27 protein-coding genes are annotated in these 24,574 nt (G+C 32.2%); 7 read left to right on the top strand and 20 right to left on the bottom strand.

Features of this window, described 5'->3' with window-relative positions:
• The first annotated feature begins 128 nt into the window (after window positions 1–128).
• Together IQI_RS04890 and IQI_RS04885 are read left to right on the top strand one after the other, a co-directional pair.
• The gene (locus IQI_RS04890) at window positions 129–1,829 is read left to right on the top strand and encodes a DEAD/DEAH box helicase (RefSeq protein WP_064091561.1); all 1,701 of its coding nucleotides are present in this window, start codon (window positions 129–131) and stop codon (window positions 1,827–1,829) included.
• Window positions 1,798–2,589 (top strand): YqhG family protein, encoded by a 792-nt coding sequence (locus IQI_RS04885; protein WP_064091560.1) that lies wholly within the window; start codon window positions 1,798–1,800, stop codon window positions 2,587–2,589. Before IQI_RS04890 ends, IQI_RS04885 begins: the two co-directional genes overlap by 32 nt.
• Before the next feature lie 49 nt (window positions 2,590–2,638).
• On the opposite strand, the gene IQI_RS04880 is transcribed toward IQI_RS04885, so the two are convergent.
• The 7 genes from IQI_RS04880 to comGC all read right to left on the bottom strand — a co-directional run bounded on the left by IQI_RS04880 (window position 2,639) and on the right by comGC (window position 5,173).
• The gene (locus IQI_RS04880; RefSeq protein ID WP_082892585.1) at window positions 2,639–2,875 is read right to left on the bottom strand and encodes a YqzE family protein; all 237 of its coding nucleotides are present in this window, start codon (window positions 2,873–2,875) and stop codon (window positions 2,639–2,641) included.
• Window position 2,876: 1 nt separating this feature from the next.
• The gene (locus IQI_RS04875) at window positions 2,877–3,377 is read right to left on the bottom strand and encodes a shikimate kinase (RefSeq protein WP_064091559.1); all 501 of its coding nucleotides are present in this window, start codon (window positions 3,375–3,377) and stop codon (window positions 2,877–2,879) included.
• A 3-nt stretch (window positions 3,378–3,380) separates the two neighbouring features.
• The gene (locus tag IQI_RS20530) at window positions 3,381–3,572 is read right to left on the bottom strand and encodes a hypothetical protein (protein WP_156509841.1); all 192 of its coding nucleotides are present in this window, start codon (window positions 3,570–3,572) and stop codon (window positions 3,381–3,383) included.
• A gap of 157 nt (window positions 3,573–3,729) precedes the next feature.
• On the bottom strand, window positions 3,730–4,194 hold the full coding sequence (comGF, locus tag IQI_RS04865) for a competence type IV pilus minor pilin ComGF (RefSeq protein WP_064091557.1): 465 nt from the start codon (window positions 4,192–4,194) through the stop codon (window positions 3,730–3,732).
• Window positions 4,157–4,480, bottom strand: a complete 324-nt coding sequence (locus tag IQI_RS20805; RefSeq protein WP_064091556.1) for a hypothetical protein — start codon at window positions 4,478–4,480, stop codon at window positions 4,157–4,159. Before IQI_RS20805 ends, comGF begins: the two co-directional genes overlap by 38 nt.
• Window positions 4,464–4,904, bottom strand: coding sequence for a competence type IV pilus minor pilin ComGD (comGD, locus tag IQI_RS04855; protein ID WP_268874476.1), 441 nt, complete (start codon window positions 4,902–4,904; stop codon window positions 4,464–4,466). The genes IQI_RS20805 and comGD overlap by 17 nt, the downstream gene beginning before the upstream one ends.
• The gene (comGC, locus tag IQI_RS04850) at window positions 4,904–5,173 is read right to left on the bottom strand and encodes a competence type IV pilus major pilin ComGC (protein ID WP_064091554.1); all 270 of its coding nucleotides are present in this window, start codon (window positions 5,171–5,173) and stop codon (window positions 4,904–4,906) included. Before comGC ends, comGD begins: the two co-directional genes overlap by 1 nt.
• Window positions 5,174–5,537: 364 nt before the next feature.
• Between comGC and IQI_RS04845 the strand changes: the two genes are divergently transcribed.
• Window positions 5,538–6,029, top strand: coding sequence for a hypothetical protein (locus IQI_RS04845; protein ID WP_064091553.1), 492 nt, complete (start codon window positions 5,538–5,540; stop codon window positions 6,027–6,029).
• A gap of 718 nt (window positions 6,030–6,747) precedes the next feature.
• On the opposite strand, the gene IQI_RS04840 is transcribed toward IQI_RS04845, so the two are convergent.
• The 3 genes from IQI_RS04840 to IQI_RS04830 all read right to left on the bottom strand — a co-directional run bounded on the left by IQI_RS04840 (window position 6,748) and on the right by IQI_RS04830 (window position 9,932).
• Window positions 6,748–7,344: a hypothetical protein gene (locus tag IQI_RS04840; protein WP_064091552.1), complete on the bottom strand. Its 597-nt coding sequence runs from the start codon at window positions 7,342–7,344 to the stop codon at window positions 6,748–6,750.
• A 64-nt stretch (window positions 7,345–7,408) separates the two neighbouring features.
• A complete protein-coding gene (locus IQI_RS04835; protein WP_064091551.1) occupies window positions 7,409–8,377 on the bottom strand; it encodes a ComEC/Rec2 family competence protein in 969 nt (322 codons plus the stop codon).
• A gap of 226 nt (window positions 8,378–8,603) precedes the next feature.
• The gene (locus IQI_RS04830; RefSeq protein WP_064091550.1) at window positions 8,604–9,932 is read right to left on the bottom strand and encodes a hypothetical protein; all 1,329 of its coding nucleotides are present in this window, start codon (window positions 9,930–9,932) and stop codon (window positions 8,604–8,606) included.
• A gap of 1,314 nt (window positions 9,933–11,246) precedes the next feature.
• Here IQI_RS04830 and IQI_RS04825 point away from each other — a divergent pair.
• From IQI_RS04825 to IQI_RS04815, 3 genes are all read left to right on the top strand, one after another.
• Complete coding sequence (locus IQI_RS04825) at window positions 11,247–11,498, top strand: helix-turn-helix domain-containing protein (protein ID WP_064091549.1); 252 nt, start codon at window positions 11,247–11,249, stop codon at window positions 11,496–11,498.
• On the top strand, window positions 11,495–12,445 hold the full coding sequence (locus tag IQI_RS04820; protein WP_064091548.1) for a hypothetical protein: 951 nt from the start codon (window positions 11,495–11,497) through the stop codon (window positions 12,443–12,445). Before IQI_RS04825 ends, IQI_RS04820 begins: the two co-directional genes overlap by 4 nt.
• 579 nt (window positions 12,446–13,024) lie before the next feature.
• On the top strand, window positions 13,025–13,567 hold the full coding sequence (locus tag IQI_RS04815) for a GNAT family N-acetyltransferase (RefSeq protein WP_064091547.1): 543 nt from the start codon (window positions 13,025–13,027) through the stop codon (window positions 13,565–13,567).
• 393 nt (window positions 13,568–13,960) lie between these two features.
• Here the strand turns inward: IQI_RS04815 and IQI_RS04810 are convergent, their stop codons facing one another.
• The 9 genes from IQI_RS04810 to IQI_RS04775 all read right to left on the bottom strand — a co-directional run bounded on the left by IQI_RS04810 (window position 13,961) and on the right by IQI_RS04775 (window position 21,995).
• On the bottom strand, window positions 13,961–14,170 hold the full coding sequence (locus IQI_RS04810) for a hypothetical protein (protein ID WP_064091546.1): 210 nt from the start codon (window positions 14,168–14,170) through the stop codon (window positions 13,961–13,963).
• Window positions 14,171–14,561: 391 nt separating this feature from the next.
• Complete coding sequence (locus IQI_RS04805) at window positions 14,562–15,338, bottom strand: hypothetical protein (protein ID WP_064091545.1); 777 nt, start codon at window positions 15,336–15,338, stop codon at window positions 14,562–14,564.
• Between the two features lie 778 nt (window positions 15,339–16,116).
• Window positions 16,117–17,757, bottom strand: coding sequence for a recombinase family protein (locus IQI_RS04800; protein WP_064091544.1), 1,641 nt, complete (start codon window positions 17,755–17,757; stop codon window positions 16,117–16,119).
• Window position 17,758: 1 nt separating this feature from the next.
• Window positions 17,759–19,180, bottom strand: coding sequence for a recombinase family protein (locus tag IQI_RS04795; protein ID WP_064091543.1), 1,422 nt, complete (start codon window positions 19,178–19,180; stop codon window positions 17,759–17,761).
• On the bottom strand, window positions 19,170–19,352 hold the full coding sequence (locus IQI_RS20800; protein WP_064091542.1) for a hypothetical protein: 183 nt from the start codon (window positions 19,350–19,352) through the stop codon (window positions 19,170–19,172). Before IQI_RS20800 ends, IQI_RS04795 begins: the two co-directional genes overlap by 11 nt.
• Window positions 19,353–19,428: 76 nt before the next feature.
• Complete coding sequence (locus IQI_RS20525) at window positions 19,429–19,578, bottom strand: hypothetical protein (RefSeq protein WP_156509839.1); 150 nt, start codon at window positions 19,576–19,578, stop codon at window positions 19,429–19,431.
• A gap of 10 nt (window positions 19,579–19,588) precedes the next feature.
• Window positions 19,589–19,768 (bottom strand): hypothetical protein, encoded by a 180-nt coding sequence (locus tag IQI_RS04785; RefSeq protein ID WP_064091541.1) that lies wholly within the window; start codon window positions 19,766–19,768, stop codon window positions 19,589–19,591.
• 258 nt (window positions 19,769–20,026) lie between these two features.
• On the bottom strand, window positions 20,027–21,577 hold the full coding sequence (locus IQI_RS04780) for a recombinase family protein (RefSeq protein ID WP_064091540.1): 1,551 nt from the start codon (window positions 21,575–21,577) through the stop codon (window positions 20,027–20,029).
• A 229-nt stretch (window positions 21,578–21,806) separates the two neighbouring features.
• Window positions 21,807–21,995: a hypothetical protein gene (locus tag IQI_RS04775; RefSeq protein WP_064091539.1), complete on the bottom strand. Its 189-nt coding sequence runs from the start codon at window positions 21,993–21,995 to the stop codon at window positions 21,807–21,809.
• A gap of 640 nt (window positions 21,996–22,635) precedes the next feature.
• On the opposite strand from IQI_RS04775, the gene IQI_RS20520 reads away from it, so the two are divergent.
• Window positions 22,636–23,232 carry an excalibur calcium-binding domain-containing protein gene (locus IQI_RS20520; protein WP_156509838.1) on the top strand — a complete coding sequence of 199 codons (597 nt, stop codon included), beginning with the start codon at window positions 22,636–22,638 and terminating at the stop codon, window positions 23,230–23,232.
• 239 nt (window positions 23,233–23,471) lie between these two features.
• Here the strand turns inward: IQI_RS20520 and IQI_RS04765 are convergent, their stop codons facing one another.
• Window positions 23,472–24,410 carry a DNA/RNA non-specific endonuclease gene (locus IQI_RS04765; RefSeq protein ID WP_064091538.1) on the bottom strand — a complete coding sequence of 313 codons (939 nt, stop codon included), beginning with the start codon at window positions 24,408–24,410 and terminating at the stop codon, window positions 23,472–23,474.
• Window positions 24,411–24,574: the final 164 nt, after the last annotated feature.

The raw sequence follows: 24,574 nt of genomic DNA, 5'->3' as shown, positions 1-24,574 counted from the left end.
AGTAATGTTGCAGATGTGAATGTTCGGATTTTTAAATTTTTTAAACATTAGTAAATCTATTTTTATCCTACCATTAATTATTCATTTTGAGCAATCATTTTTGTATGAATAAAGGAGATGTTTTTCACATGAATGTTGATGTTTTATTTGACAACCAATGGGGCGAAGGTCTCGATTCGTTAATACATAACGACGGTCCATGGGGGAACTGGGAGCTGTACAAGCTTGCCATTGAATTTGAGCAACACCTTGCAATTCCGAACTTTGAAGGTCTACAAGCGCCAAAACATTTGGCTAATGTGACTCCCTTACCTCATCAACTCGAAGCCGCTAAACAGGTAGTGGAGACAATGAACGGAAAAGCTATACTTGCAGATGAAGTGGGACTAGGAAAAACAATTGAAGCTGGACTTATATTAAAAGAATACATGATTAGAGGGTTAGTAAAAAAAGTCCTGATTTTGGTACCAGCCTCCCTTGTCTCTCAATGGGCATATGAATTAAACAGTAAGTTTTTCATTCCGGCTGTACCTCAGAGAAAAAGTTATGTGTGGGAGCAATGTGATATTGTTGTGTCCTCTATGGATACAGCAAAACGAAGTCCTCACCGGGAAAAGGTATATGAACAGGATTATGATTTAGTCATCATTGATGAAGCTCACAAACTCAAAAACCATAAAACAAAAAACTATGAGTTTGTTCAAAACTTGAAGAAAAAGTTTTGTCTACTTTTAACGGCAACTCCTATTCAAAATCGAGTAGAAGAAATTTTCCACCTTGTCTCCCTTTTAAAACCAGGACATCTTGGTAATGAATCAGGATTTACAGATCGCTATAAAAAAGGGGACCGTAGTCTTCAAGAAGACGAACATTTAAAAAACCTGATCAATAAAGTGATGATTAGAAATAGAAGAAGTGATACAGGCATTGAATGGACCAAACGCCATGTAAAAACCATATTGATTGATTTTAATGAGGCTGAAAGAGATTTATATAATAGCATAGAGCTTTTAAAAGGAAGCTATGACGAGTGGGTATCTTCCAGCTCCTTCTCCTTGCTCACTCTTCAACGAGAGGCATGTAGTAGTCGTGAAGCTGTATTCTATACTCTGAAAAACATGCTAGAAAAAAAGGAAGCGCCAACAGTAGCATTTGAAAACACCATTGGTACTCTCATGAAAAAAGTAGAAAATGTCAAAATGAATTCTAAAGCTCAGAAAGCATTGGAACTGGTTCAATCCATCAATGATAAGGTGATTATCTTTACGGAATACAGAGCCACTCAGCTGTATTTACAATGGTTTTTAAAACAGCATGGAATCAGCTCTGTTCCCTTTAGAGGTGGTTTTAAACGAGGAAAGAAAGATTGGATGCGTGAGCTCTTTCAAAAGCATGCCCAAGTTCTAATTGCCACAGAAGCAGGTGGAGAAGGTATCAACCTTCAATTCTGTCACCATGTCATTAATTTCGATCTTCCCTGGAATCCGATGAGGCTTGAGCAACGAATTGGACGGGTACATCGTTTAGGGCAAACAGAGGATGTGCATATATATAATTTCGCCACAAGAGATACAGTTGAAGAGCATATATTAAAACTTTTATATGAAAAAATAAATCTTTTTGAAAGAGTGATTGGCCAATTGGATGACATTTTAACCCGCCTTGAATTCTCTGATTTCGAAGAGCATATGACAGACATCCTCTCCAAGTCCAAATCCGAGGGCGAAATGAAAATTAAAATGGAAAACCTTACGAGCATGATTCAATTTGCAGAAGAATTAAAGGAGGAAAGAGCAAATGCAGCAGCACGAAATACATCGATTTCTTGAACGGTACTTTGTGGCTAATGGTTGTGACCTTGTAGCAAATGGGAATGGATATATGACCGTCCAGCTTACGGTTGATTTAGACAAAGAACTGATGAACCGGCCGTTTTATTGGCATTATCTTGAGAAAACCGGTGGCACCCCTAATCCCATGACATTATCATTGGTGACGAATCAAGAAAATGCTCCTGATGATTTCAAAGGAGAACTGATTCACTTTGGATCTCCTCGATTACACCAAATCTTTCATTCAACGAGAACCTTAGCAGGATATATACGGTTATATGAGAATCAGCCCTTTACCAATGGGCAAGGGGTTCCCCTTCAGCCTTGGTTAGGTCTTAATATTAAACTTTCCTATCAATGTAACCGAAAAAAAGACAGCATTCGGAGCATTGGATTAAATTTAATTAATGGTGGAATACAAGAGGATTTTCATTCCTTTTTATTATCGAAAAGTCTCACACCCAAAATACCCGATTTCACTTTTACCTTAACACCAATTATTAAACCGAAAAGCGGGATTAATCGCATCCAAAGCTATTTACATGAAGGGCTAAAGCAAGAGACCTATGAATGGGCAGACGAAGCACGAAAAAAATGGGATGAAGATTTACGCTTATTAAATCATTTCTATGGTGATCAAGAGGAAAAGCCTGAATCGTATTATTTAGAGCAGCAGGCACTAAAGGAACAATACGAGCCAAAGGTTTCAATCGATATTATTAATGGTGGAATCTTTTATCTGCAACAGACACATTAATAAAGGATAAAGGCCAAATCCTTAAAGGATTTGGCCTTGTCTCTAATAGCTATTTCTTATTTTTTTTTAAAAAGAACATGAGAGCATAAGGAACGATACCGAACCACCTAAAAAGAAATGGAGGTTTTTCATTTTTCCTTTGCTTCTTCATTGTTTTTCGTTCATGAGGTGATTTATCATAATGCTGGACAAATGTTTGTGTTATAAATTTAACATAATCATTTACTGTCAAAAAAGCACCACCTTTGCTTTTTTCAGTATGTCCAAAAATAATGCTAATAAACATGTTATGGGTTCAATTGTAGAAGTATCTCCTCTACGATTGTTTCAACGGTCTTGTCTTTTGTGTCAATTTCAATCATGCTAGATTCTGTATAAAAAGGAATACGACGATTGTATAGCGCTCTCAAATTTTCTTGTGAATTTTTTTTCACTAATGGGCGATTTTCATCCCCATGTAAACGACCCCAAAGTACATCAAAAGGACAAGTTAAATGAACCACTAATGGGTTACCAGCAAGGAGTTTCCGATTTTCTTCCCTCTCGATAACGCCTCCACCTGTTGTGATAATCCCTTCTTCCACCAACAATTCATTTAACGCTTTTGTCTCAAGGTCACGAAAATATGCTTCTCCTTTTTGATCAAAGATCTCTTTAATGGATTGTTTTTCTTTTTCTTCAATATACTGATCCATATCGATAACGGGTAACTGAATGACCTCGCTCAGTCGTTTTCCAATCGTTGTTTTACCGACACCCATAAATCCGATGAAGAATATTGGTTTCATAATCTACTTCCAATCTATAATCTTTTTCGTTTCACTATTATACACAACTGTGACAGGAAGAAAAACCTCATCCTCCTGTTTAAAGAGAACTTCAATTTTGATTTCCTTATCATTTACCACTTGGGTATTCATGGTGATTTCACCAAAGCTCCCTTCGTATTGCTGCGAAGATATGGAGTTTTCTTCCATTTGCATCAATACGCCCTGTAAGACGCTTATCTTTCTTTCCGAGAGACTCATTATATTCGTTAAATAATGATATTTACTTACAAAAATCTCTTTAGTCGCAATGGAGAACACTATCACTACCATAAGTAACATTAAAGTATACGGTAAAATAAATCCTTTATTATTAAAGGGGTTCTTCTGCTGTTTGATAATAATAATAAAAAAATTCTTTTTCCACTTTTTCTCCATTAATGAATTCCAATTCAATATGCATCCCTTGGGGAAGAGGAGAGAGTGAAAAGTATTTAACTGATTGAAGAACCACTTCATGGCCACTATCATTCACCCTTCTTCGAATAGACTGTTGATATTTCTCATAAGTAATTTGCTCATCGTTAATAGTAAAAGATATTTTATTTGGCTCAATAACAATATCTTTCCCATTCCATAACTCCCTTTTTAAACTTTGTGTAAATAATGTCCATTCGTAATAGTAAGGTGGAACCATTTCATTTTTTATAGTGTCAAAGCCTTTCATAAAAAAGGGAATGCAAAAAGAAATCATACTAAATACCATAAACGAGAGAAGTACTTCTAAAAGGGTGTACCCTTTATGGTTTTCTTTTAGACACGCAGATTTCTTTTGCACCTTGAGGTTCTCTTTCATATTGAACACATACCTCATTCCCTTCTTTCCATTCCAGTTCATACCTAACTCCTTTGAAATAACGAATTTGAGAAGTGAATTCATGAGTCACAAGCGCTTTCTCCAAGCCTTCTTCAAGATATTGTAGAGCGCTCACTTCGTAAAGCAGCACTTGAAGTTGGATAGAATATCGAATAAGAAATGGTAGAAAAACCCCTGCCATTACAGTAAAACAACTAAATGCTAATAAGGTTTCCGGAAGTGAAAAGCCTTTAGAATTCTTGTACATAAAACCTCCCCTGACCTATTTGAAACGTCAATTTAATCAAGACATCCTCCGTCCTAAAATGAACACTTCCAAATCGATTTGTATTACCGGATGCAAGGAAGACAATCTCTTTTATTGTCCCCGCTTGGTCAAATTGAATGGCAGAAGAAACATTTCTTGAAACAACAATTTCTCCGGTTAAGCTTCGTGCCACATATTTATTAGAAACTGGATAAAAGGTTAAGATTACTGCTACTTCATGATGAATACTATGACTTTGAATTTTATACAAATCCGCTTGTAGTTGTGTAATAAATAAGTGTTTATCCGTTTGCACCTGCAACGGGACAATAGAAAAAATCACCCAGGAAAGAAGAGTAGTAATCACCATGAGGACAATGAGCATCTCAATAAGGGTATAGCCTCCTTGAGTATAATCCTTAATCAGTTCTTCACCACCTTACCTTCTGTGTCAATCGTTAATGAGCTTCCATCCGGACACGATTGGTAGCTTTCGTTCAAATAACCCTCAGTGGCTAAAGTAGCAATACTATCAGGAGCAGCATTTTTATCCATTTTATATGCTTCAATTTGCCCTTCTACCATGTGGATAAACGCCTCACATCCTTTAGAGTTTATTGTATTGCTTTGATCGGTTACATTTGGAATGGTAATGAAAAGTAAGACAGAAATGACAAGTAACACAATCATCATTTCAATAAAGAGTATGAAGAACCTTTACTTTCGACACTTAATTTTTTCAATAACTGAATATAATAAAAACCTTCCTTAACCGGAAGGTTTTTGGATTTGTCTATGATATTTTGGCTTATTTTAAAAATATCTCTTAGAAGCATTAACAATTACTTAATTAAGCCTTAGCGTTTTTTTAGCTATACATAATGATAATTAAGTCATGTTATTGTTGACCACTACCTCGGGAAGCTATTAAAGAGCGAATTAATTAAATGTATACTGTTTTATACACGAAAATCCGAACACAGGTAAAAAACATCTGTTAAATGGCGGTAAAATCATTAAATTAGAACACCATTCTCTCAACTATTACTTTGAGAGAATGCTGTATTATTCAAATGTCATCAGAGAGTTATTAAAAGGATACAATGGAACACTAAAATCTATCTCTGATTATATTAAAAAAATTGGAGGCACTGGAACAATACACGGTTGTATTGTTGATATCGATTTCTTAAATCACATTTATGTGAATCCAGAAGACGGAACCATAACTCCTTATTTTGCCCTATCGACTGTAGATAAATACTTCTTTAATAATGTCACTGAACTTTTGTTAGAGAAAAGACCAGACTTATATGATAATTATCTTAATCTTTTAGACAGCCAGAGTCAGGAAGTCTTGCTGTTGAATGGTGAAATCAAGGGAGGAAGCATTGCAGAAACAAGATATATTTCAGATACTCATATGTATAATCCTTCAAGAATAATGAAGTCATTACAGTACCTAACAGAAGTTAATGTTATTAGGATCTGGAATGATCGTATTTTTGAACCTCACATTCCAAGTAATCATACAGAAATAGATATCTGATTATACTAAAAAATTCATTGATAAAAATCACTAAAACGTTGATAAATAAATACTATATTTATTCTTATCAAAAACAGTTGATAAAAATATATATAGTATTTAAAAAAGACGGATTTGGATTTACGAAAAATCCTAACCCGTCTTTCTAAAATATTTTGATGTGTAGTCTTATGTTCTGAACTTGTTATGGTCTATTTCATCTTAACAATTTCCATACAACTTACCAAACCATTTTCTTTTTAATTATTCACACTATATAATGTGATATTAATCTAGCAATATCAACCTCATAAAAGCAGGTAGTTTTTTTGAAAGCCCATTCCTCCATACCTTTCAATTATGTATAATGCGACAACCAAAAACCCTTGGCATCAATATCAATTTCAACCATTGTCCCCACATAAATATCATTTCCGGTTCCTGTTACCTCGACACCATCACCGACATTCAACTTTTTAAGAACGCTCATTTTTCACCTTTTTGTTATTATTCGATTTTGCTCAAAACATCCTAATAATCATAAGAGGTGTAAATTTATTTGGCTATGTTAGAAAGTAGAGTTGATTTTTAAGAAAATGTACATATATAAATGTTTAATAAGTTAAGTTCAAACCATTTTTAAAATACAATCCTTTTCTTTTTGCATGATCGCGCCCGATTGTGCAGCATAGGGTAGAATTAATTTTGATTCCATAGGTAAACAATAATTGGAAATTTATTAAATAGACTCTGCTACAACAGTGGCCACAAAACGTTTCCCATAATTAGTAGCCACTAATCTTATAATTAAATACTCACCTAAAATAATAAAGATGTGTAACCAAGTACCAGTCAGCAATAATGTATTTAGTATAGAAAAGATCAAAATCATAAAACAGATTGCAGTCATATCTCTAGTCATTAAAAACTTTTTATGGATATCACGCACTTTTTCTGAATCCTGGTTAGGTTTGTATAATTTTTGGTACCAATATATATTCTGTTGTTTTGGTTCATTAGGTATCGGACCAAATTTTTCTGAAACCTGATCAATTGAAACTCTGTGGTCATTTCTTAATGTCTCTTGTAATCGAGATGCAGGAAGAGGGTTATTCATCCTCATAAATACTAACATATATTTAAAATTGCTTGATAAAAATCCATTTAAAATGATTGTAGATAATATAACGATTGAAGACACAGGGAGCAATTTAATTAGCGTTTCAGCATTCAACTTCTCCATACTTAAAGCTAAATAACTATCCAATCCTACTAATAATAAATTTAAAATCACAAAAGAGAAAAGAGTTGCATTATAATTTTTCAAATTCCCCATTTTTGACCTCCACGAATAGCCGTATGCAAGATGTATAGATTATTAATTAAAGAGAGTACGTTTACTATAACGGATAAAGTTCATCGTCTTCACTATAATTATCCTCACAGTACATTTTCAGATCACCACTACTTGATATTTCAGCTACTATATTCCCTCTAAACCTTGTAGAGAGCACTTTTTTATTAGTATAATGTCTATATTTATTAGATGAGTCCTGTGCAGGTTTTTTTCCAACTGAACAAATTGTCCAATCAGGGTTCATAATACTCACTGCTTTTTGGCTATAACCTGAACCTCTACCATGATGTGGAGCCTTTAGGATAGATACATTATTAAGAAGATCATCATCTGATTCTGCTAATTCATCCCATATCTCTGTGTCAGCATCTCCACCTAGAACTATTTTATGCCCTGCATATTCTATCAATAGAATATAAGAGAGTAAGTTCCATTTTCCTTTTTCGTTCGCCCTCTTAATGATATCTTCAGATGGAGAAAGTATCTTTATGCTATCTTCATTAAAAAAGTCTCTTTGCTCACCCTTTAAAACTTTCAGAACTTTCGGATTTTCCGTTGTTTTCCTTAACTCTTGATAAGTTTCCCAGTCTCTATAATCAAACCTACTCGAAACTTCACTTTCTTTTACATCTTTCTTATTATCTGTATCCCAGAAATTCATAATGCTTTTTTTCTCATCTTTTAATCTGTATAAACCGCTCATATGGTCCATGTCAGGATGGGTCAAAATAAACCTAAAAATGTTATCTGAATCCGCTAAATTATCGTTTATATAATCTATAGGGTCTACAGGAGCCACAAAATCAGTAACACTTTTTTCCAATAGCTCTATTCCTTGATAGCCTATTGACTCATATAGGCTATATGTACCAGAAGTTGATAATAGTTCTTCCTTTGTTTTTTCGTCAACTACTCTAGAGTTGTTTATGTCAATCAAGGTTGTCCTACCACTTGGAAATTCTATTAATGTACAGTCACCGTGTCCAACATTTAAAAAATGAATTTTCAACATAAAAATCCCCCCAAAAAATAATAACTAGTACTATCATACCACAATTCCATATTATGGTTAGTAAGGATTTTCACTTATCTTGACTTCTTTGGGATTTACTTCACAATCTGGAACAAGGCAGAAAGAAAGACACCCTTCTTCCTGAAGTGTGCCCTTAACATGAAAAATTGTTTTCTTATTAATATCACTAAAATATATTCGACTGTAGAACATTGTTGCTGTCATTTCATTCTGATTCTGAATCTGATTTGAAATGAGCTTCTAGGATATCTTGAGTTTTTATGAAACTAAGCTTAATATTTTCTCTGCAATATTTGTTTACGTCTTCTCTAAATGTAATGACTTTATCATAGGTTTCAATAAATTCTCGTTTCTCAACTTCATTAAAATAACTGTAAATTATTTGAGGGGTATTTACACCTAAAGAATGAAATTCAAGCATTAAGTTCCTTAAAACGTGAAAGTCATTTTCTATATTCATACCAAATATCAATACTGTATCTATTGAATGCCTATGAATTATATTGTTCATTTTTTGAGAAAAATGTGAGGTCTGTTTATTAAATCGGTTCTTCTTAGAACTGAAATTATTCACATTTGGAAGAAACGATTTAAAAACAAAGTAATCTCCAATGAGAATATCTGAAAAGCTTATATAAGTGTCACCAATTCTAACTCCTAAACTTTGATTGTACACATATTCCTCTTTATCAACCACGAACTCTCCATGCATATGTTCAACTTTTCTTCCGCCTGACACTTCTTCTAAAATTCGATCATAGTTGAGTGATATTAACACATCAAAATTGTTAAGAAATGCACATATATTAGTAACGTTCAATTTAGATTTGTTTTCTAATTCTAAGAGGTTTACCGATTTACCATTTGATAATATTGCTATTGAGAATAGCATTCTAAAATAAGTTGTAAAGCCATTTGAAATAACATCATTATGGAGATGTGTATGTAGAGATTCACTTTCAGAAAATAGTCTTATAGGGCTTCTATCACCTTGCCTTAATAAGGTTAAGAATAAATTATTACTTGGCATGATATAGCACTTTGGTTTCAATCTTTTTATAGCAACATAAAAATAAATCAATATTGTCCAATGTTCAACATTTACCGACTTAATACCATTCTCATTATAGGTTTTACATATTTGATATAGTGGTTCCAAATGCCCTACTCCAAAGCTTAATTCAGAAATCACTTTGTTTTCTTTTAAAAATGCGATTAATTCCTCGTTATCTATAATAGAAATAGCAAATTGAGAACCTTCTTCAAATATGTTCATTAAGTCCTCTTCTTTGAAGTTTACTACATGATTTAATACAAATTTATAATTATCCTTAAATCTTTTTTTAAAAGCTTTATTTGATAAAACCTTATATTGGGATTCTTTCAAGACTTTTCTATGAGCAGAATAAAGATTACCGTAGATATTAAAGAAATCTTTATCAAAATTAATACTAAATCCATTACCAGTTAAAAAAGCACTACTCCCATATAAGATTTTCTGTTTCAATTCAGCCACATCAATTATATTTTTCATAACCACACTCCCTACCCATATTTTAACATGTGTAGTGCTGTAAAGTTGTTTAAAAATACAATTTATGTACAGCTTTTATTGAATATTTTTATACTCAATTGTATGTGTTTTTTATGATTTTATCTCGAATTCAAATCTTCATGATAATAACTAATCTTTCTTTTATCAACACCATTTAATATCTTATTTCCAACAAAAAAGCAGATAATCAAAAAGTAAAACTAGAAAAGTGAAAAATGAACATCTATCTAGTTAAGCTTAAAAATCAAGCAGTTCGCTATTTTTCTTTTGTCTAATTTCAGAAATAGATGTAATATTTTTGTTTTTTCCCCATGTCCAGGTATGGAAGAGAGGGCAATTATAAAATTAGCATTGCCTTTGCTTGTTCATGTTGTAGATTATGCATTTTTTCTTGTAATATTGTTTGTTTATTTCTGATTGTTTCATTACATTCTCTCCATTATTTTCAATAATGTAAGGGGAGTTCTAAATTTAGTTTTCAAGGGTAATAAAAATCTTATTTAACATTACATTACTCCCATATTAGCCCATTAATAGAATTAGAACATAGTAATATTGTCTTTAAATTAAAAAGAGCAAAAGTTAACAAAACTTCCGCTCTAATTCATATAACGTTAATTATGTTATTTTTTGAAGTAAAAATAACTTTGTTCCATTTGATAATTTTATAGTTACTTTCTGTATGCTTAGCCGCACTTGGATAACCATTAATTAACTACATCTATCATTTGTTCTAAATATAGCGGCGCACAAGATTACATCATGAACTCGCCCATCTCCTCGATAATATTGATAGTAGTTTCTTGTTCATGAAGTGAATACCTAATATATTATCTCCTTTAATAATGTTTTACTATCTAATCTCTAGCTAGATCCATTAGTCATCTCTTAGATATATTTTACTTTGTATATCTAAGTATGTATAACGGCTATATTCCAGCCGGTCAAGATTTATTTCAACAAGGCTTTCCCAAATCAGGGATTAAGTTAAATTGGAATATATTTTGCATATTAACTTATAGATGGTTATCAGTGATAACTACTCTAAAATTTTTCCAATTTATAGTTAATTCCGTAGGTGTTTATTAATAATCCTGAATAAGAATTTTCAATAGCAATATGAAATTATGATTTGGTAAAAAATTTTTTACATAAAGTTTTTTAAATTACACAAACTAAGTAGTTGCACCAAAAAGGAATTATTTACCACTAATTTAATAATTCTACTACAACATAATATAAACAAGCTCCACAGCTTACTAATTCATAAAAAAAACAGGAGGAGTATTAATTATGAAAGAATACTTTGATAATGAAAAATTTGCGAAGTTTCTAAAAGAGGAGAGGAAAAGTAATGGAATGTCATTGAAAGCTATAGAGGGTTTAACAGGAATCGACCATTCTTATGTTAATCGACTCGAAAGAGGAAACAGAGATAACCCAAGTATCAAAAAACTAATTTTACTTGTAAATGCATATGGATATCCATTTGAGCAAGTTAAAGAGTTTGTTAAGAAAGTAAATACACATAGTGGTTGGAAATGAGTATCAATGGCTCAATAAAAGAATTTATATTAACCTTTACGTATAGTTTAAATAATAAGCATTTGCTTGAAGATATTATTGAAAGTAAACTAACGAATATTGAGTTAGAAGTTAAAAGATTTGGAAGATACATTGACCTTTTAGCAATTGACTATAGTAAAGGTGTAGAAGTATATTTTGAAAACCAACTCACCAAGAGTGATAATACCCATTTAGAAGGAATTCTCAATATTATAGATAATATTGAAGAAGGTATTATTATATGGCAATCCCTTAAATTCCAAGAAAAACATCTTAGAATTATAAAGGAAACTCTTCATAGTAATAGAAAGAATATATGTTTCTATGCATTGGAACTAAATCCAGAAGTAATTGAAACTGTTAAAAAACTAAACAACTTGTATATATTAGATATTTATTCAAATCTAAATAGTATCAGCGATGTACATCCTCATAATAAGTTGGTCTTTAAGCATATTGTAGATATGCCTGTAAAAAAATTAGAAGTATTTCACCTCATGAATAAAATTGATTTATATAGTAACGAAGGTTATGAAAAGAAAAACAGACAATTTATTTCATATCTTAGAAAAACCATACCTTTCTTCTTAAATTTTCATAGATCTAAGTCTAATTCGAACATAATAAATAGAATTGTTTCTATTGGAGCAGGGAAAGAAGATATCAAATATAAATTCTCATTAAGTGATAATAAGTATAGAGGGTTTATAGAGATAGTATTCGAGAAAAATGCAATTGAAACCTTTGAAGAAATAACAAAGGATATCCCTATTTTAAAAGAAAAAATTCATTCAAACATTATTTTGAAGAAAAACGCAATTAGATACAATTTACCAGTGTTTGAAAACAACGATGAATGCTTTTCTTATGCTTCAAAAATATTTTCTAAAATGATTTTCTTTTTTTCTCCATTCACATATAAATAAGGTTTCACTAAAATATAGAAACACATGTAACACAGTTGTTCATTCAATAAAAATTATGAAGAATCTTTAATTTCCACACTCTATTTTTATAATAACTGAATATTACAAAAACCTTCCTGAATCGGAAGGTTTTTGTATTTGTTTATACTTTTGCTTATTTTAAGAAACCTGCATCACAAGCTAAATAAGGATAGATTCTTTTTATAAATTCACACCAAAAGAAGACATTCATTGAACAGTATGGTTGTACTGTTCAGCATTCAATGATTAATTTATTAGTTTTTTTAGAATAGCACATAATTGTGGAAGATTAAATTTCCTTTCTTATAGTACTGTATCCAACATTGATACTAATGGCCCATGTTTTCCTTCCTTACATCCTCGTGGATCGTCAATAGCTTACTCCTGCATAGTTTTATTCCTTTTTTCAACTCTATTCTACAACCTCACTTTTAACAATCAACCTCATTTTGTTGTTTTAGTACACCAAACTGTTTTTTTTAAAAATCATATGAAGAATAAGCGGAATTTTATAAAAATATAATGTTAAAAACGTATGATGAAAGGGGATTGTCAAAAATGTATTACTGGGACATTTGGCAACCAAAGTTAACTACAGTATTAAAAAATACAAAAGAGTCTATTTTTGAAGAATTCAGAGCCGCAATTAGTGAAGAGGTAAGTCAAGAATCCGAACTTAACATTATAAAATACGAAGAATATTGGATGGTATATTGTAACTTTGGAGGCAGCCATCTTTGGTTTAGCCTTCATGATCATAATCATAATTTTAAATATTCTGCAAGTGGTTTTGACATTGACTGCCCAATAGTAGACATACATGACTTCTTAATTTATCCCAAAGGTGAAGGTATAGGTACAAAAATAATACAACTATTTTTAGAAACACTCAGAAAAACCAAATTCGAAAAGATTATATTAAAGGCTGAAAGTGAACGTGCAGGACGCTTTTGGGAAAAACAGGGCTTCACATTTAAAGAAAAGCCTCCTTATTCAGGAATGCCATCTATGTTTTTATTTAACAATAGACTTCCTAAGAAAGATTTAGAATTAAACATTAGATATAGAAACATTGGCAATAAGTTAAATTTTAAAGGTTGATGTTAGGTTTAAATTATGAACATAATATTTTTACTTTCTCGATAGACCTGTTTCAACTGATAAGATAAAAATTAGCAATCATTCCAATACAAAAATCCACTTGGTATACAGGTATAGGACATATTGCAATAGGTCCAAGGGTTATGTTATTTCTTTAAAAAAGGATATTAATTACGGAAGGAGCAGTAAGCCTTTTCTGTCCAAGCTAACGCGATAATAGTCAAGTATGAAAAACGATCACTTTAAAGTGACCGCCTATAAGGATTCTTTTCCATTTTAGTATATTTGTACTACTCAACAAGAAATCCAATTAAAACAAGGGCGCTTTTTCAAAATAAGGGGGCTTAGTTAAAGAAGGGTATAAAAACCTTATTTTATTCAGAGTCTTATAAGTTATAATATACTTTCCAAATATTCACATCTGTCAAGTGCTTGCATTTCTGTTTTAAATCCATTTTCAAGTATTTCATCGCCATAACATATACACCATTTATTTGAATTATCTACCCATACAACTTTAATCCAATCCCAATGAGAATAACCTTCCTTGTGTTCCATATTACAAAAAATATCATCCCATTCATCAATATCTAATCTTTTCATAATTAAATTCACCGTCCAACTTTAAATTTAATTTAAAATAAATATCATTAAATTTTTAGTTTTATCCTCCTTCTATCTTGTGGTTTTTGAGTCTATAACTATTAAGATTGATGACTTAAATCTTCAATTAAACTCACCCGGTAGATTAAGAGAAAACATTCAAAACATCAGAAATCTTCACACTAAAATAATATCATGAAATAACAGAAATTGGTTTTAATTTAGCCTAAATTATTCCACCCCTTACTGCGCAGTATACAGTCTAATACGAAAAGACAATCACACTAAAAAAGTGACCGCCTTTTTTATACAAAGTATCGTTATACTGCGAATTAAATAGACCTGTCTATTGGTCTGCAAAATTTATCCTTTTACCAAAGATAAAATAAATTCATTCTTCTTGAACATCTGCTGTAACACCAAAATAAAACTCATTATTTGTGATAAAGGCATCTTTTTCATTCATAGGATTAATATTAATATTTAATCTTTCGTGTATATTTGTTAATGGCCTTCTTACAAGGCAGACTCTTGCTTCTTTTTGATATGCATATTTCGGAAACTTGTAAAACAGCTCATCCCTTCGTTCGGTTGGATAAATGAAAAACTCTTCCTTCTGAAATTCACTATAGTTAATGTTTCTGATTTCAGCACCAATCGCATTTAAAGCCAGATTCTTCATGAGATTATCTATGAACGGCTTGACCTGTAATATTAAATATGCAGGGGAGTTATCTGTACTTAAAACATTTCTAACACTTCTGGGACCAAATTCGTTATACATTTTATCGTCAAAATAATGATGTATGGTTTGAAAGCCGGTTTCAGTAATACTATTATCTAACATATCGGCTATTCGATAAGAATAAAAACAAAATGTTGGGATGTAGTAAGAGGACCACCTTCTTAACTTTACATATTCTCCATCATCAATTATCTCTAAATCATCTTTTAATTTTGTTTGCATTTCTTTTATTTTCTTGTCACCTTTTCTTAACCTAGCAAAAACACCTTCATTTACATCACCTTGTTCATCATTTCCTGTTTTCTTTGCTATCTCAATGTATTTACCAGGGCAAGAAAAGCTCATACTTCCTTTTCTGATTTTTTCCATCCATTTTAGCGATCCAAACTTAAAGAGTAACACTGCATGATCATTCGGTATCATTTACATTCCCCTTTTATAAGAAAAAGCACTTCTTCTATAGACGTCTTATAACCAATTGTAAATTAATTTTGTAAAAACTTCATTTTTTATACTTCCGATATTTTAGAAAGCGATTGTTATTTATTGCGCAGTATAGGTCTACTGTTCAATAGAATAATTACTCCCCAATCTGGCCCTAAAAATAAGACACGGCCCCAATGTATTTTTCAGTGAAATGTTGCCAGAAATATCTTTTCGTTTTGTTTTAGACTAATCTAAGAAAGGAAGAGCTATTATTGTTTTGATCTCATCCTTTAATGTAATATCCCCAAATCATTTTCTTAATCGTAAAAGATAAAGGTGCAAAATTAGTAATTATCAGTAAAGAAAAAACAAATTTTGATTGCTTTACAGATCTTGTCATTAATGACATAAAGATTGGCGAGTTTTGCAAGAGTTTGATATAAGGAACTAACATGTAAACCACTTTTTATAAACAAAATTTAAATTTAACAGGAAGAATGTATAAACATTAGGTATTATGGTTATAAAGGTAATATCCCATTAGGTGTTAAAGTCATCTAGCGATCGCTAGATACTTATAATACCTAAGAAAAAACCAAGAAAAGCCTTGATATCAAGGGATTTGCAAAAACCAATATTTTCTCTAAAACATAATTAAAGTAAAGCTTCGGTGTTATAGGTAGTTACTTAAAAATTATTTCGGTATTGTAATCACACCCCAAATATGCGGGAAAATAAAAAGCTATCATTCCTAAGAACAATAGCTTTTAATGTACTATATTGAATTGTAATAATTCGACTGGTTCTCAAGTTCAACATAAGGGGTTAATCGGTAATCTATATAGAGCTCGGGAGTTTCTTGCTCAAAGTCTGCTAAGATTTCTTGAATAGAAAGTAATAATGTGGAAGTCAATTCTTCGTTCGAATACGACTCGAAATTCTGCACAAAACGTTCTATCAACTCATCAGTGTTTTGAGTCAAAGTCTTTTCTATTCGATCAATTAATAACTGAATCTCTGATATCTGGTTATTTTTGTTTCGAACCTGTAACTTATAGGTTTGTTTCAATTTTTTCTCAAATTCGCTCTCTATTTGATGAAGCATATTCTCGTTATATTTAATTATTTGGATCTGTTGCTTAATCTCTTCTTTTTTTATCTTCAGCTTTTTAATCCAACTTTTTGAGAATTTCAAAGATTCTTTTGAGTGTTGCTGAATTGAGCGAGACCATTTCTTTTTAAAGTCAGTAAGGACTTCTGCATGGATTACCTTGATGTCTAACTTTTTCTTACAATTTGGACAAAAATAATACTTATAATCCCTTTTTGAATTGGATGGAGTAGAGTTTCTAGTTTTCAACGGACTATCACAGCTCTTGCATTTTAATAGACCCTCCAAAATAAAATCAGTAGATAATTTCCTTTTGTTACGTTTATCACCTTTTATTTTTCTCAAATAAGTGACGATTTCCCACAAGTACAGGGGAATAATTGCTTCATATTCTACTTTAAATAATTCTATTTCTTCACGGGGTTTCTTCTTACTATTATCTCTACTCATGCGTGAAAAGAATAAAAAGTCACCAACATACCAGGCATTTTGTAAAATATAAGCAATAGACTTTTCATTCCATTTATATGATTTAACATCATCCTTATTGTTCTTTTGGTCAAGATATTCATCAGGAGTAGGAATTTCTGTCTTGTTAAGAATGTCGCAAATTTTCTTTTCCCTATACCCAAAACTATAAAGATAAAAAATAAACCTTACAACAGAACTGTACTTATTCCTTACCATTCTACCATCTTTAAAATCATATCCGTATGGAGGTCTTCCTTCTGGTCTTTCATGATTTTCAAGTTTCGATTCTTGGTATTGTCTGGATTCATTAGATTTCTTTTCTGATTCCTGATTACTCATGGTTAGTTGTAATTGAACGAGTGGATTCTTTTCATCCCATTCTCCATCCATGTCAGTTGAATAAACTTTTATGTTCGGATGTTCATTTTTTATCGGAGCCAAGATATCCAGAGGAAAATCAAAAATCAGCCTAGAAACCCGACTATCTTTCCAGAAAATAATACTTTCTATGTTAGAATTACTAATAACAAACTTTTTTAAAGCCTTCATTTCTTTCCTCTTAGAAGCTTCTACATGATAGGCAGATGTTTGCTTTTCCACAAAGAAAACGATTACTTTGTAGCCTAATGAGCGAGCTTTTAATATGATAGCATTCTGTTGAATACTTAAAGTATGTTTATCGGTTTGTCCTGCAGTTGACCAACGAATATATGCGACAGTAATTCTGATTGGGTCTTTGAAGATATTAAAGGGTACATGGTCAATTTTTATCCCTTTCAGTTCAGTGCAACTTGAAATGAGATAGATATCTTCAACTCTATAATAATTGTTCATCCTATTCTAACTCCTCCCGAAAAAATCTTGCAAATGGGTTAAAATATATAATCTTATCTCGATCCACCTCAATTTTTTCAATGAAAGACTGGTACATATAATAGAGTTCATACTGCTCTAATTCCTCAACTAAATAGTTTTTTATCAGAACAGAAAGCTGTTTTAACTCACTAAAGGCATCATCTATTCTAGTCAAGGAAGAATGTACTTGTTCCAGTTCATCCTTCAATATATCAATGCGATTAAATAAATACTTAATTTGATCAGATTCAGTAGGTGATAAAAGACCTAAATCATCATTAAGTTTATTTATCACTTTTTCTATGCTCTGGAATTTATTTTTTAATGTTTCTTTTTTTCTATTTAGAATAACTCTGATTTCTTTTCTTAATAGGTCTAGGTCAAGACGAGGCATAATTTCTTTAAAATGTTTCTCAAAATCTCCATTAAGTTCATCAACTTGAATCTTAATTTGATAGTGTTTGTTTGAACAAACGTAGTACCCACTATTTCCTAATTTTCCGGTCCTAAATTTCATTTGCGTTTTGCATTTTGAGCAAACTGGTGTGATGCTCGAACGTTCAAGTGAAGCATTAATTGCATCTAGAACTCTTCTCTTTACCTTCTCTAAATTAGAAGCCACCTTCAAAAATATATTCAAGTCAATAATAGGCTCTACGTGGTCAAGTTTATAATAGTGATCGCCTTTTCTTATATGGCCGCAATAAAAAGGGTTGCATAAATAATTCAGTATTTCATCAAATCTTTTACCGTGAAACACTGTTTTTTTTTCAGAAAGTAGTTCGATTAATTCTTCAGCAGTTTTAATTTTAGCCACTTCATGAAAGAATCCCTTGATTTGAGGGGCCTTTTTGGGGTCAGGAAAGTATTTTGTTTCTGATTTTTTACCTTTTCTGCTATATCCTAACCAGGGTGTTGCGGGAAACTGTTCCATAGCATCCAGAGTTCGGCTACTGATTGTTAAACCATTATTTTGTGCTAACATTCCATGAACCGCTTCCGTGAAAAAGTCCTTTGAAAAAGCAGGATGATTAGTTGCTACAAAGATTACTTCAACATTGTATTTATATAATTCTTTTACAAGAAGAGCGTATTCATAAAAATTCCTTGCGAGTCGATCCCGATGATACACAATTAACGTTTTTACCTTCCCTTGCTTTATGAGCATTCGAAGTTCCTCTAAACCTGGTCTTTTATCTAAAGAGAGTTTATTCGCAGAAATATCATTATCTTTTAAAAACTTAACTTTATCTAAGGGGATATTATTACGCTTCAGATATTGTTTGATTTTGATAGTCTGTTGCTCTATATCTTGCGAAGCTGTACTAACTCTTGCATAGGTATAAACAAAATCTTCATATAATTGATTCATGCGCTTTAATAATGACATATCAATTCCCAAAATGTTTAAATTCCTCCTTCTTATCAGTACTCTCCAATAACACTCCTTTTTGAATTGGATTAAGGTTAAGCTCATCTAATAAAGCCTTTTCAATTAATCTTTGTAAAAATAAATAGGATTCTTTTTGCAAGTGCTCATTATATGAAGACCTTACGACCCTCACTTTACTCATAAAGATTTCCTCCTATGTACATAATTGGTAATAACATGATGTACAGAGAAGGAAAGTTTTATACCAATTAGTTTGATTAGGACGACTGCAGTTCCTCAAAATCAAGCTCTGCCTGGTATTCACAAACTTCACTATTATTATGATCTTCCTGATTACGGGACACCGCTGTAATTCCCGAATCAATTTCCACTTCGATCTCTCTTAAGAGTCTGAATAATGGTATCATCTTAATTCGCCTACTCTTTCCCCAAATAATATTTAATAAATCTTTGAATTGTGAAGATAGGAATCTCACATTCTTCACAATTGGAAAGGACATCAAGCACCCAAGGATGATTTGCAGCAATGTCCTCTTTAATAATTTCCTCTTTCTCCATAATTTGAGGTTGATTTTTGTGTTCCAGTACTTTTCGCATTACGCCTCTCCCTTATAAAGCAAAAAGCACTTCTTGCCGCCAGAATTGAAACAGGAAATAAACCTGTAACAACTCAAACGTCAAGAAGTGCTTCTTCTTATGTTTTACTTTAATTTATTAGCTAATATTTGTAGGTAGGCTTAACTTTATATAGAATCGGTGCTTCCTTTTTCTATATTTGCGGGCCTTATTCCCCAAAATAATTATAAAAATTTGCTTATGAAATACTACCATTAAAACTTGGTTTTCAGGGTACCTCTAACTCATCTCTTTCGTATGGTGCCACAAATATGGGTCTTCATCAATTTTCACCTCTATTTCAATTGGAAAACCCAAATGAAGTTCAGCAATTAAAACAATTCTATCTTCATACAATATTGCTTCAGGGAACAAATCACCAATCATCTGAACACGTTCGTTTGGTGTTAGTTCATATTCCATTGATTCTGCAATCTCTAAATACTGATAGAGCAAATCATAATTCCATTCTTGTTTTTCAAGTGTCTCCAGCTTGGCTTTTTGTTGATTATATATTTTTTTCTGATGATCTAATTGCCTTTTAAATTCTTCATCTTTCTCTGCTAATTTTTCTTTCGAATGTACCCCATTTAGATAAAGGTCTAAAAGTCTATCTTGTTTTTCTTCTATTTGAGATATGACTTTTTGGCTTTTCTTAATTTGAGACTTTAACTTTGGAATTTCTTCTTCATCTATGTCTATCATAATGTATTTCTTAGCCAGCTCTTCATTTGTCAAAATCTCTTTAACAGCACGGATAATATTATCATCAAGTCTTATTGTATTTATTGATATGTTACATACTGATCTATCTTTTAGACATAACTTTCTCCCATGTTTCAAGTAATATCTTGGTGTTGTTTTACCACCATGGTTTGCTACATGGATCTTCCGATTACACATACCGCATTTAATATACGTCTTTCTTAACATGTGGATATTATCATTTTGTCTTTGATCAGCTTTATATACTTTTGCCCTCTTTTCTCTTTCTTCCTGAATTTCCTCCCAGGTTTCTACTGTTCTCAACTTTGGATAGATATCTGAAATAGCAATCGTTTCACCATTTGCAAAATTCTTCTCCATTACTCCATGAAAGGCTTTTGATACCAGTCTTCTGTATACCAACGTTTCATTCCAATGAGTCCCTGAAGGGGTCTTAGAAACTTCATTCAATTTATCAGCAATAGCCTTCATCCCCATATTTTTCTCCAGATACATTTCATCAATAGTTGGGATCACCCATGCCCAATCATCATCAATTTCATATACTTTAGTTTCTTTATTAAAGATGTATCCAAGTGGAGCTTTTCCCCACCCCTTTCCATCTCTCATTCGTTGGCGCTTTCCCCTCATCATTCTTTTAACAACTGCTCGCTTTTCTCTTCTAGCAATTAAATTTTTGATGTCGGAAATAAATTCGTCATCCTCATTATCCAAATCGACCATATTCCCTGGCTCTGCAATTTTCACTTTATTATCTCGTAAAGTTGACTTAAGAAATTCCCATTCTGCTACATCAAGTCTCGAAAGTCGATCCTGATCCATAACCAAAACTACATCAGTTTTTCCTTCTTCAACATCATTCAGGAGTTGGTCCATTCCTTCTTTTTCTAATTTCCCTCCACTTTCAATGTCTCTGTATGTTGCTACAATATTCCAACCCTGGTCTTTAGCATACTTAGTCAATTCCTCTTTCTGTGCAGAGAGAGAGTACTTAGTCTCCTGTAGCTTTGTAGATACGCGGATATAAATAATCACTCTTAAAATTGCATTTAAAATTTCACTCAACCTTAGGCCCCCTTAACATTATTTATATTCATTATTACAACTTATATTTTTTATTAAACATTCTTTATCATTCTGTATAGTTGTACTAAATAAGATGAATCAGGGCATTTAAAGCTTTAATCTATAAATCTATTCTTCGCTTACTTTCACCTTTAATTTTCAGCTCCTAATTAATTTTATAGAAAACCAATCATGAAACTTATAAGTTTCATGATTGCTAATTGCTATGTTATTCACTCTCTAAATGAGTTAATATTTCCTCGTAAAGAGGTGAAATCGGGATTTTCTTCTCTCCCCATAATCTCAAGAAGGAAATTGCAGCATCGGGTTTTGTGTAAGATAACTGAGCTAATTTCATTGGTATTGCTTGACGTTTTCGTAATGTATCTCGGCAAATTGGAAGCTGATGCTTGTTCATAACAACACTCCTATAAGATGGATTAATACAATCTTCATTAGCAGAACAAAAAAAGCACCTAGAACAAACAAGATTCAGTAAATTAGAATAAATCTAATTTGGAATCTTATTTGTTCCAGGTGCTTCCTGAAAGCATTTATATGTAATTAATTAGCTTTTAAGTTATAGTTCGCTAAATTGATAGTATTTTTCTTTGATAATATTAAATTATCACAACAGAAAAATAGTTGCAAGTACAAATACAAACAAATTATTTTGGAGGGCAAAAACAACACTTTTTAGGAAATTCTCCCCTTTTAACACCTTGTTCAATCTACATGGTCATACTGCACTCAAATCAGGTGTTGATTATTCCAATTCACATCTCAGCTTTTTCCCTAATAAAGACAAAAAAGGTTCTCTCTGTTCCATCTAAGTGGCCAAGTGGAGAAACAGTCTCCCTAATGCCCTTCTGAGCTAATCAATAAGAATTGCACTACAAAAATCAAAAAACAGTTTCAATTAGATCGTTAATCTCTAGAACATATAAAGCATATACACGGAACAATTCATCCGGTTCTACATTATTACTTTAACCTTGTCCGTTTACAGAGTAAAATAGAGTAGCGTGAATTAAAAGATGGTCGGGGGAACAACATAAATGGCAACAGAAAGCACCAGCAAGGAAGAGAAACACTCTAAAAGGCTTATGGTTTTTATCTTGGCTCTTTATCTACTATTTTTACTATTCCAATGTATCATCCATTCTTGGTTTAACATCTTAGTCTTTTTACTTATCCTATGCATAATAGTATGGTCATTTTTAAGAAAAACAAAAGAAAGACACTCTACAATAGGAATCATTTTAGCTCTCATCCTCTCGCTAATTTTAATATGGAATGTCTTCCCTTGTCTTTGGGAAACACATTTAGACATAGTAAATGAATCAGAAGAAGACCTTAAACAACAAGAGATGGAAGCACAAAAAAGAATGGAGAATCAGGAGAAAGAAAACAAGGAACTCCAAGATAAAATTAACGAAGAACGTGAAAAGGATAAAGAATCCAAAAACAAAAACGACACCAAAGAAACAAATAAAGAAAGGAAAAGCACTTCTATCTATGACTTTAGTGAAGACAAGGATTGTAGTGATTTTAGCAATTCAACAGAAGCAACCAATTTTATGAAAGCTTCCAAAGCGGCTGGATTTGGAGATCATCGTTTGGATTATAATAAAGATGGAATCGCTTGTAATTAAACATCACCAAGTGCATCTTTCACTACTAAACTGCCTTTAGTTTAAGTAAGAAGCTTCACAATATCACATATCTTCTAACTAAATCATAATAGAAGAGAACGAATTGTTAGTAATATTTTCTAAAATTATAGTAATAGTTGCTGCACATTATTTAGTTATATATGAAGAAGAGACGATTACTTATTAAGCAATCGTCTCCGTAATTTTTCAACATTATATTTTTACTACGCAGCAAATGTTCACTCACCTACTAGTCCATCACCATCTCGATCGTCCATATATTTATAGAGCCAGTGATCACTCGTTATTGGCATACTGAAACCAGCTGCTTTTGCTTCTTTAATGGTCACCTGTCCATTACCGTTGGTATCAATGCTAGAAATATCACCATTTGTATTAGAACTCGTTGAATTGGAAGGCTCACTATCTGTTAAACCAAGTGATTCGTTTACTTCATCAGGGTTCACATTGTCAAATGTATCGACGATTTCATTCCCCATTAAAGTATAGGTATACTGATAACTTGAAGGAATCTGCGTTTCCGTATTTGGATAAGTGATAATGGCTTCAAAATTAGTGGCTCCGCCTGCCTTGCGGATTGCGTCTTCCATATAAGCTTGATCACCATATCGGTTGAGCGTACTTTCTTGTGGGGTAATATTATAAGCATTCGATACCCCTCCGAGAGAATCAGCAATAATATGTCCTTCATCTAAAACGTCACTTTCTACACCAGGAACCTTTGCCTCATCAGAGTAGTATCTGCCAGACGATAATACAGGTTCGTTACGGTCATCTTGTAAAATGATTTCGTCTGCAATGACACGTACGAGTTGCCCATATTCATTAGTAAATGCCCAATATTTACGATCCCCATAACCAATGTCAACAGCGACATTAGATTCACGATATCCAGACAAATCACCACCATCAACTTCAATAAGTTTGTACCCTGAGAACGGGTCATTATTTGTTTCAGTTGAGGCTTCCTCTACTACTGGTTCATCAACAACCGTAGTGGTAGCTTCCTCCTTTTCACTATTCTTATTTGTATTAACTGTGGTTACTACTTGTGGATCTGTTTCTTTATCTGTAATGGGTGCATCTTCTAAGTTGGTACAACCGACCATAAAGATGGTCGTTAAAAGTAAGATTAAATAGTTTATTTTCTTTTTCATTTTAGGACTCTCCTATAATAGTTTCATAAAGATTACCAAAATTTGTTTAATAAACATTTGATACCTATTCAATTAAACTGCCCAATAATTGAAGAAGGGCAAAAGCCAGATCGATTTATTGATCCTTAACATCTTAATTCCTCAATATTTAAACCGAAGAGAAA

Origin of the sequence: Rossellomorea aquimaris TF-12, from assembly GCF_001648555.1 — a bacterium.
GTDB classification, from domain to species: domain Bacteria; phylum Bacillota; class Bacilli; order Bacillales; family Bacillaceae_B; genus Rossellomorea; species Rossellomorea aquimaris.
Note: the sequence above shows the minus strand (reverse complement) of the source record. Positions and strands in the feature narration are given on the sequence as shown.

What these genes read in the sequence shown, in the direction of transcription:
- IQI_RS04845 (WP_064091553.1), top strand. Translation starts at nt 5,538, where the DNA reads ATGCTGTATTATTCAAATGTCATCAGAGAGTTATTAAAAGGATACAAT.
- IQI_RS20805 (WP_064091556.1), bottom strand. Translation starts at nt 4,480, where the DNA reads ATGTACAAGAATTCTAAAGGCTTTTCACTTCCGGAAACCTTATTAGCA.
- IQI_RS04830 (WP_064091550.1), bottom strand. Translation starts at nt 9,932, where the DNA reads ATGAAAAATATAATTGATGTGGCTGAATTGAAACAGAAAATCTTATAT.
- IQI_RS04775 (WP_064091539.1), bottom strand. Translation starts at nt 21,995, where the DNA reads ATGAACAAGCATCAGCTTCCAATTTGCCGAGATACATTACGAAAACGT.
- IQI_RS04765 (WP_064091538.1), bottom strand. Translation starts at nt 24,410, where the DNA reads ATGAAAAAGAAAATAAACTATTTAATCTTACTTTTAACGACCATCTTT.
- IQI_RS04825 (WP_064091549.1), top strand. Translation starts at nt 11,247, where the DNA reads ATGAAAGAATACTTTGATAATGAAAAATTTGCGAAGTTTCTAAAAGAG.
- IQI_RS04810 (WP_064091546.1), bottom strand. Translation starts at nt 14,170, where the DNA reads ATGAAAAGATTAGATATTGATGAATGGGATGATATTTTTTGTAATATG.
- IQI_RS04800 (WP_064091544.1), bottom strand. Translation starts at nt 17,757, where the DNA reads ATGAACAATTATTATAGAGTTGAAGATATCTATCTCATTTCAAGTTGC.
- IQI_RS04815 (WP_064091547.1), top strand. Translation starts at nt 13,025, where the DNA reads ATGTATTACTGGGACATTTGGCAACCAAAGTTAACTACAGTATTAAAA.
- IQI_RS04880 (WP_082892585.1), bottom strand. Translation starts at nt 2,875, where the DNA reads ATGTTTATTAGCATTATTTTTGGACATACTGAAAAAAGCAAAGGTGGT.
- IQI_RS20800 (WP_064091542.1), bottom strand. Translation starts at nt 19,352, where the DNA reads ATGAGTAAAGTGAGGGTCGTAAGGTCTTCATATAATGAGCACTTGCAA.
- IQI_RS20520 (WP_156509838.1), top strand. Translation starts at nt 22,636, where the DNA reads ATGGCAACAGAAAGCACCAGCAAGGAAGAGAAACACTCTAAAAGGCTT.
- IQI_RS04890 (WP_064091561.1), top strand. Translation starts at nt 129, where the DNA reads ATGAATGTTGATGTTTTATTTGACAACCAATGGGGCGAAGGTCTCGAT.
- IQI_RS04820 (WP_064091548.1), top strand. Translation starts at nt 11,495, where the DNA reads ATGAGTATCAATGGCTCAATAAAAGAATTTATATTAACCTTTACGTAT.
- IQI_RS04885 (WP_064091560.1), top strand. Translation starts at nt 1,798, where the DNA reads ATGCAGCAGCACGAAATACATCGATTTCTTGAACGGTACTTTGTGGCT.
- IQI_RS04805 (WP_064091545.1), bottom strand. Translation starts at nt 15,338, where the DNA reads ATGATACCGAATGATCATGCAGTGTTACTCTTTAAGTTTGGATCGCTA.
- IQI_RS04875 (WP_064091559.1), bottom strand. Translation starts at nt 3,377, where the DNA reads ATGAAACCAATATTCTTCATCGGATTTATGGGTGTCGGTAAAACAACG.
- comGC (WP_064091554.1), bottom strand. Translation starts at nt 5,173, where the DNA reads ATGATGATTGTGTTACTTGTCATTTCTGTCTTACTTTTCATTACCATT.
- IQI_RS04835 (WP_064091551.1), bottom strand. Translation starts at nt 8,377, where the DNA reads ATGTTGAAAATTCATTTTTTAAATGTTGGACACGGTGACTGTACATTA.
- IQI_RS20530 (WP_156509841.1), bottom strand. Translation starts at nt 3,572, where the DNA reads ATGCAAATGGAAGAAAACTCCATATCTTCGCAGCAATACGAAGGGAGC.
- IQI_RS04840 (WP_064091552.1), bottom strand. Translation starts at nt 7,344, where the DNA reads ATGGGGAATTTGAAAAATTATAATGCAACTCTTTTCTCTTTTGTGATT.
- IQI_RS04785 (WP_064091541.1), bottom strand. Translation starts at nt 19,768, where the DNA reads ATGCGAAAAGTACTGGAACACAAAAATCAACCTCAAATTATGGAGAAA.
- IQI_RS20525 (WP_156509839.1), bottom strand. Translation starts at nt 19,578, where the DNA reads ATGATACCATTATTCAGACTCTTAAGAGAGATCGAAGTGGAAATTGAT.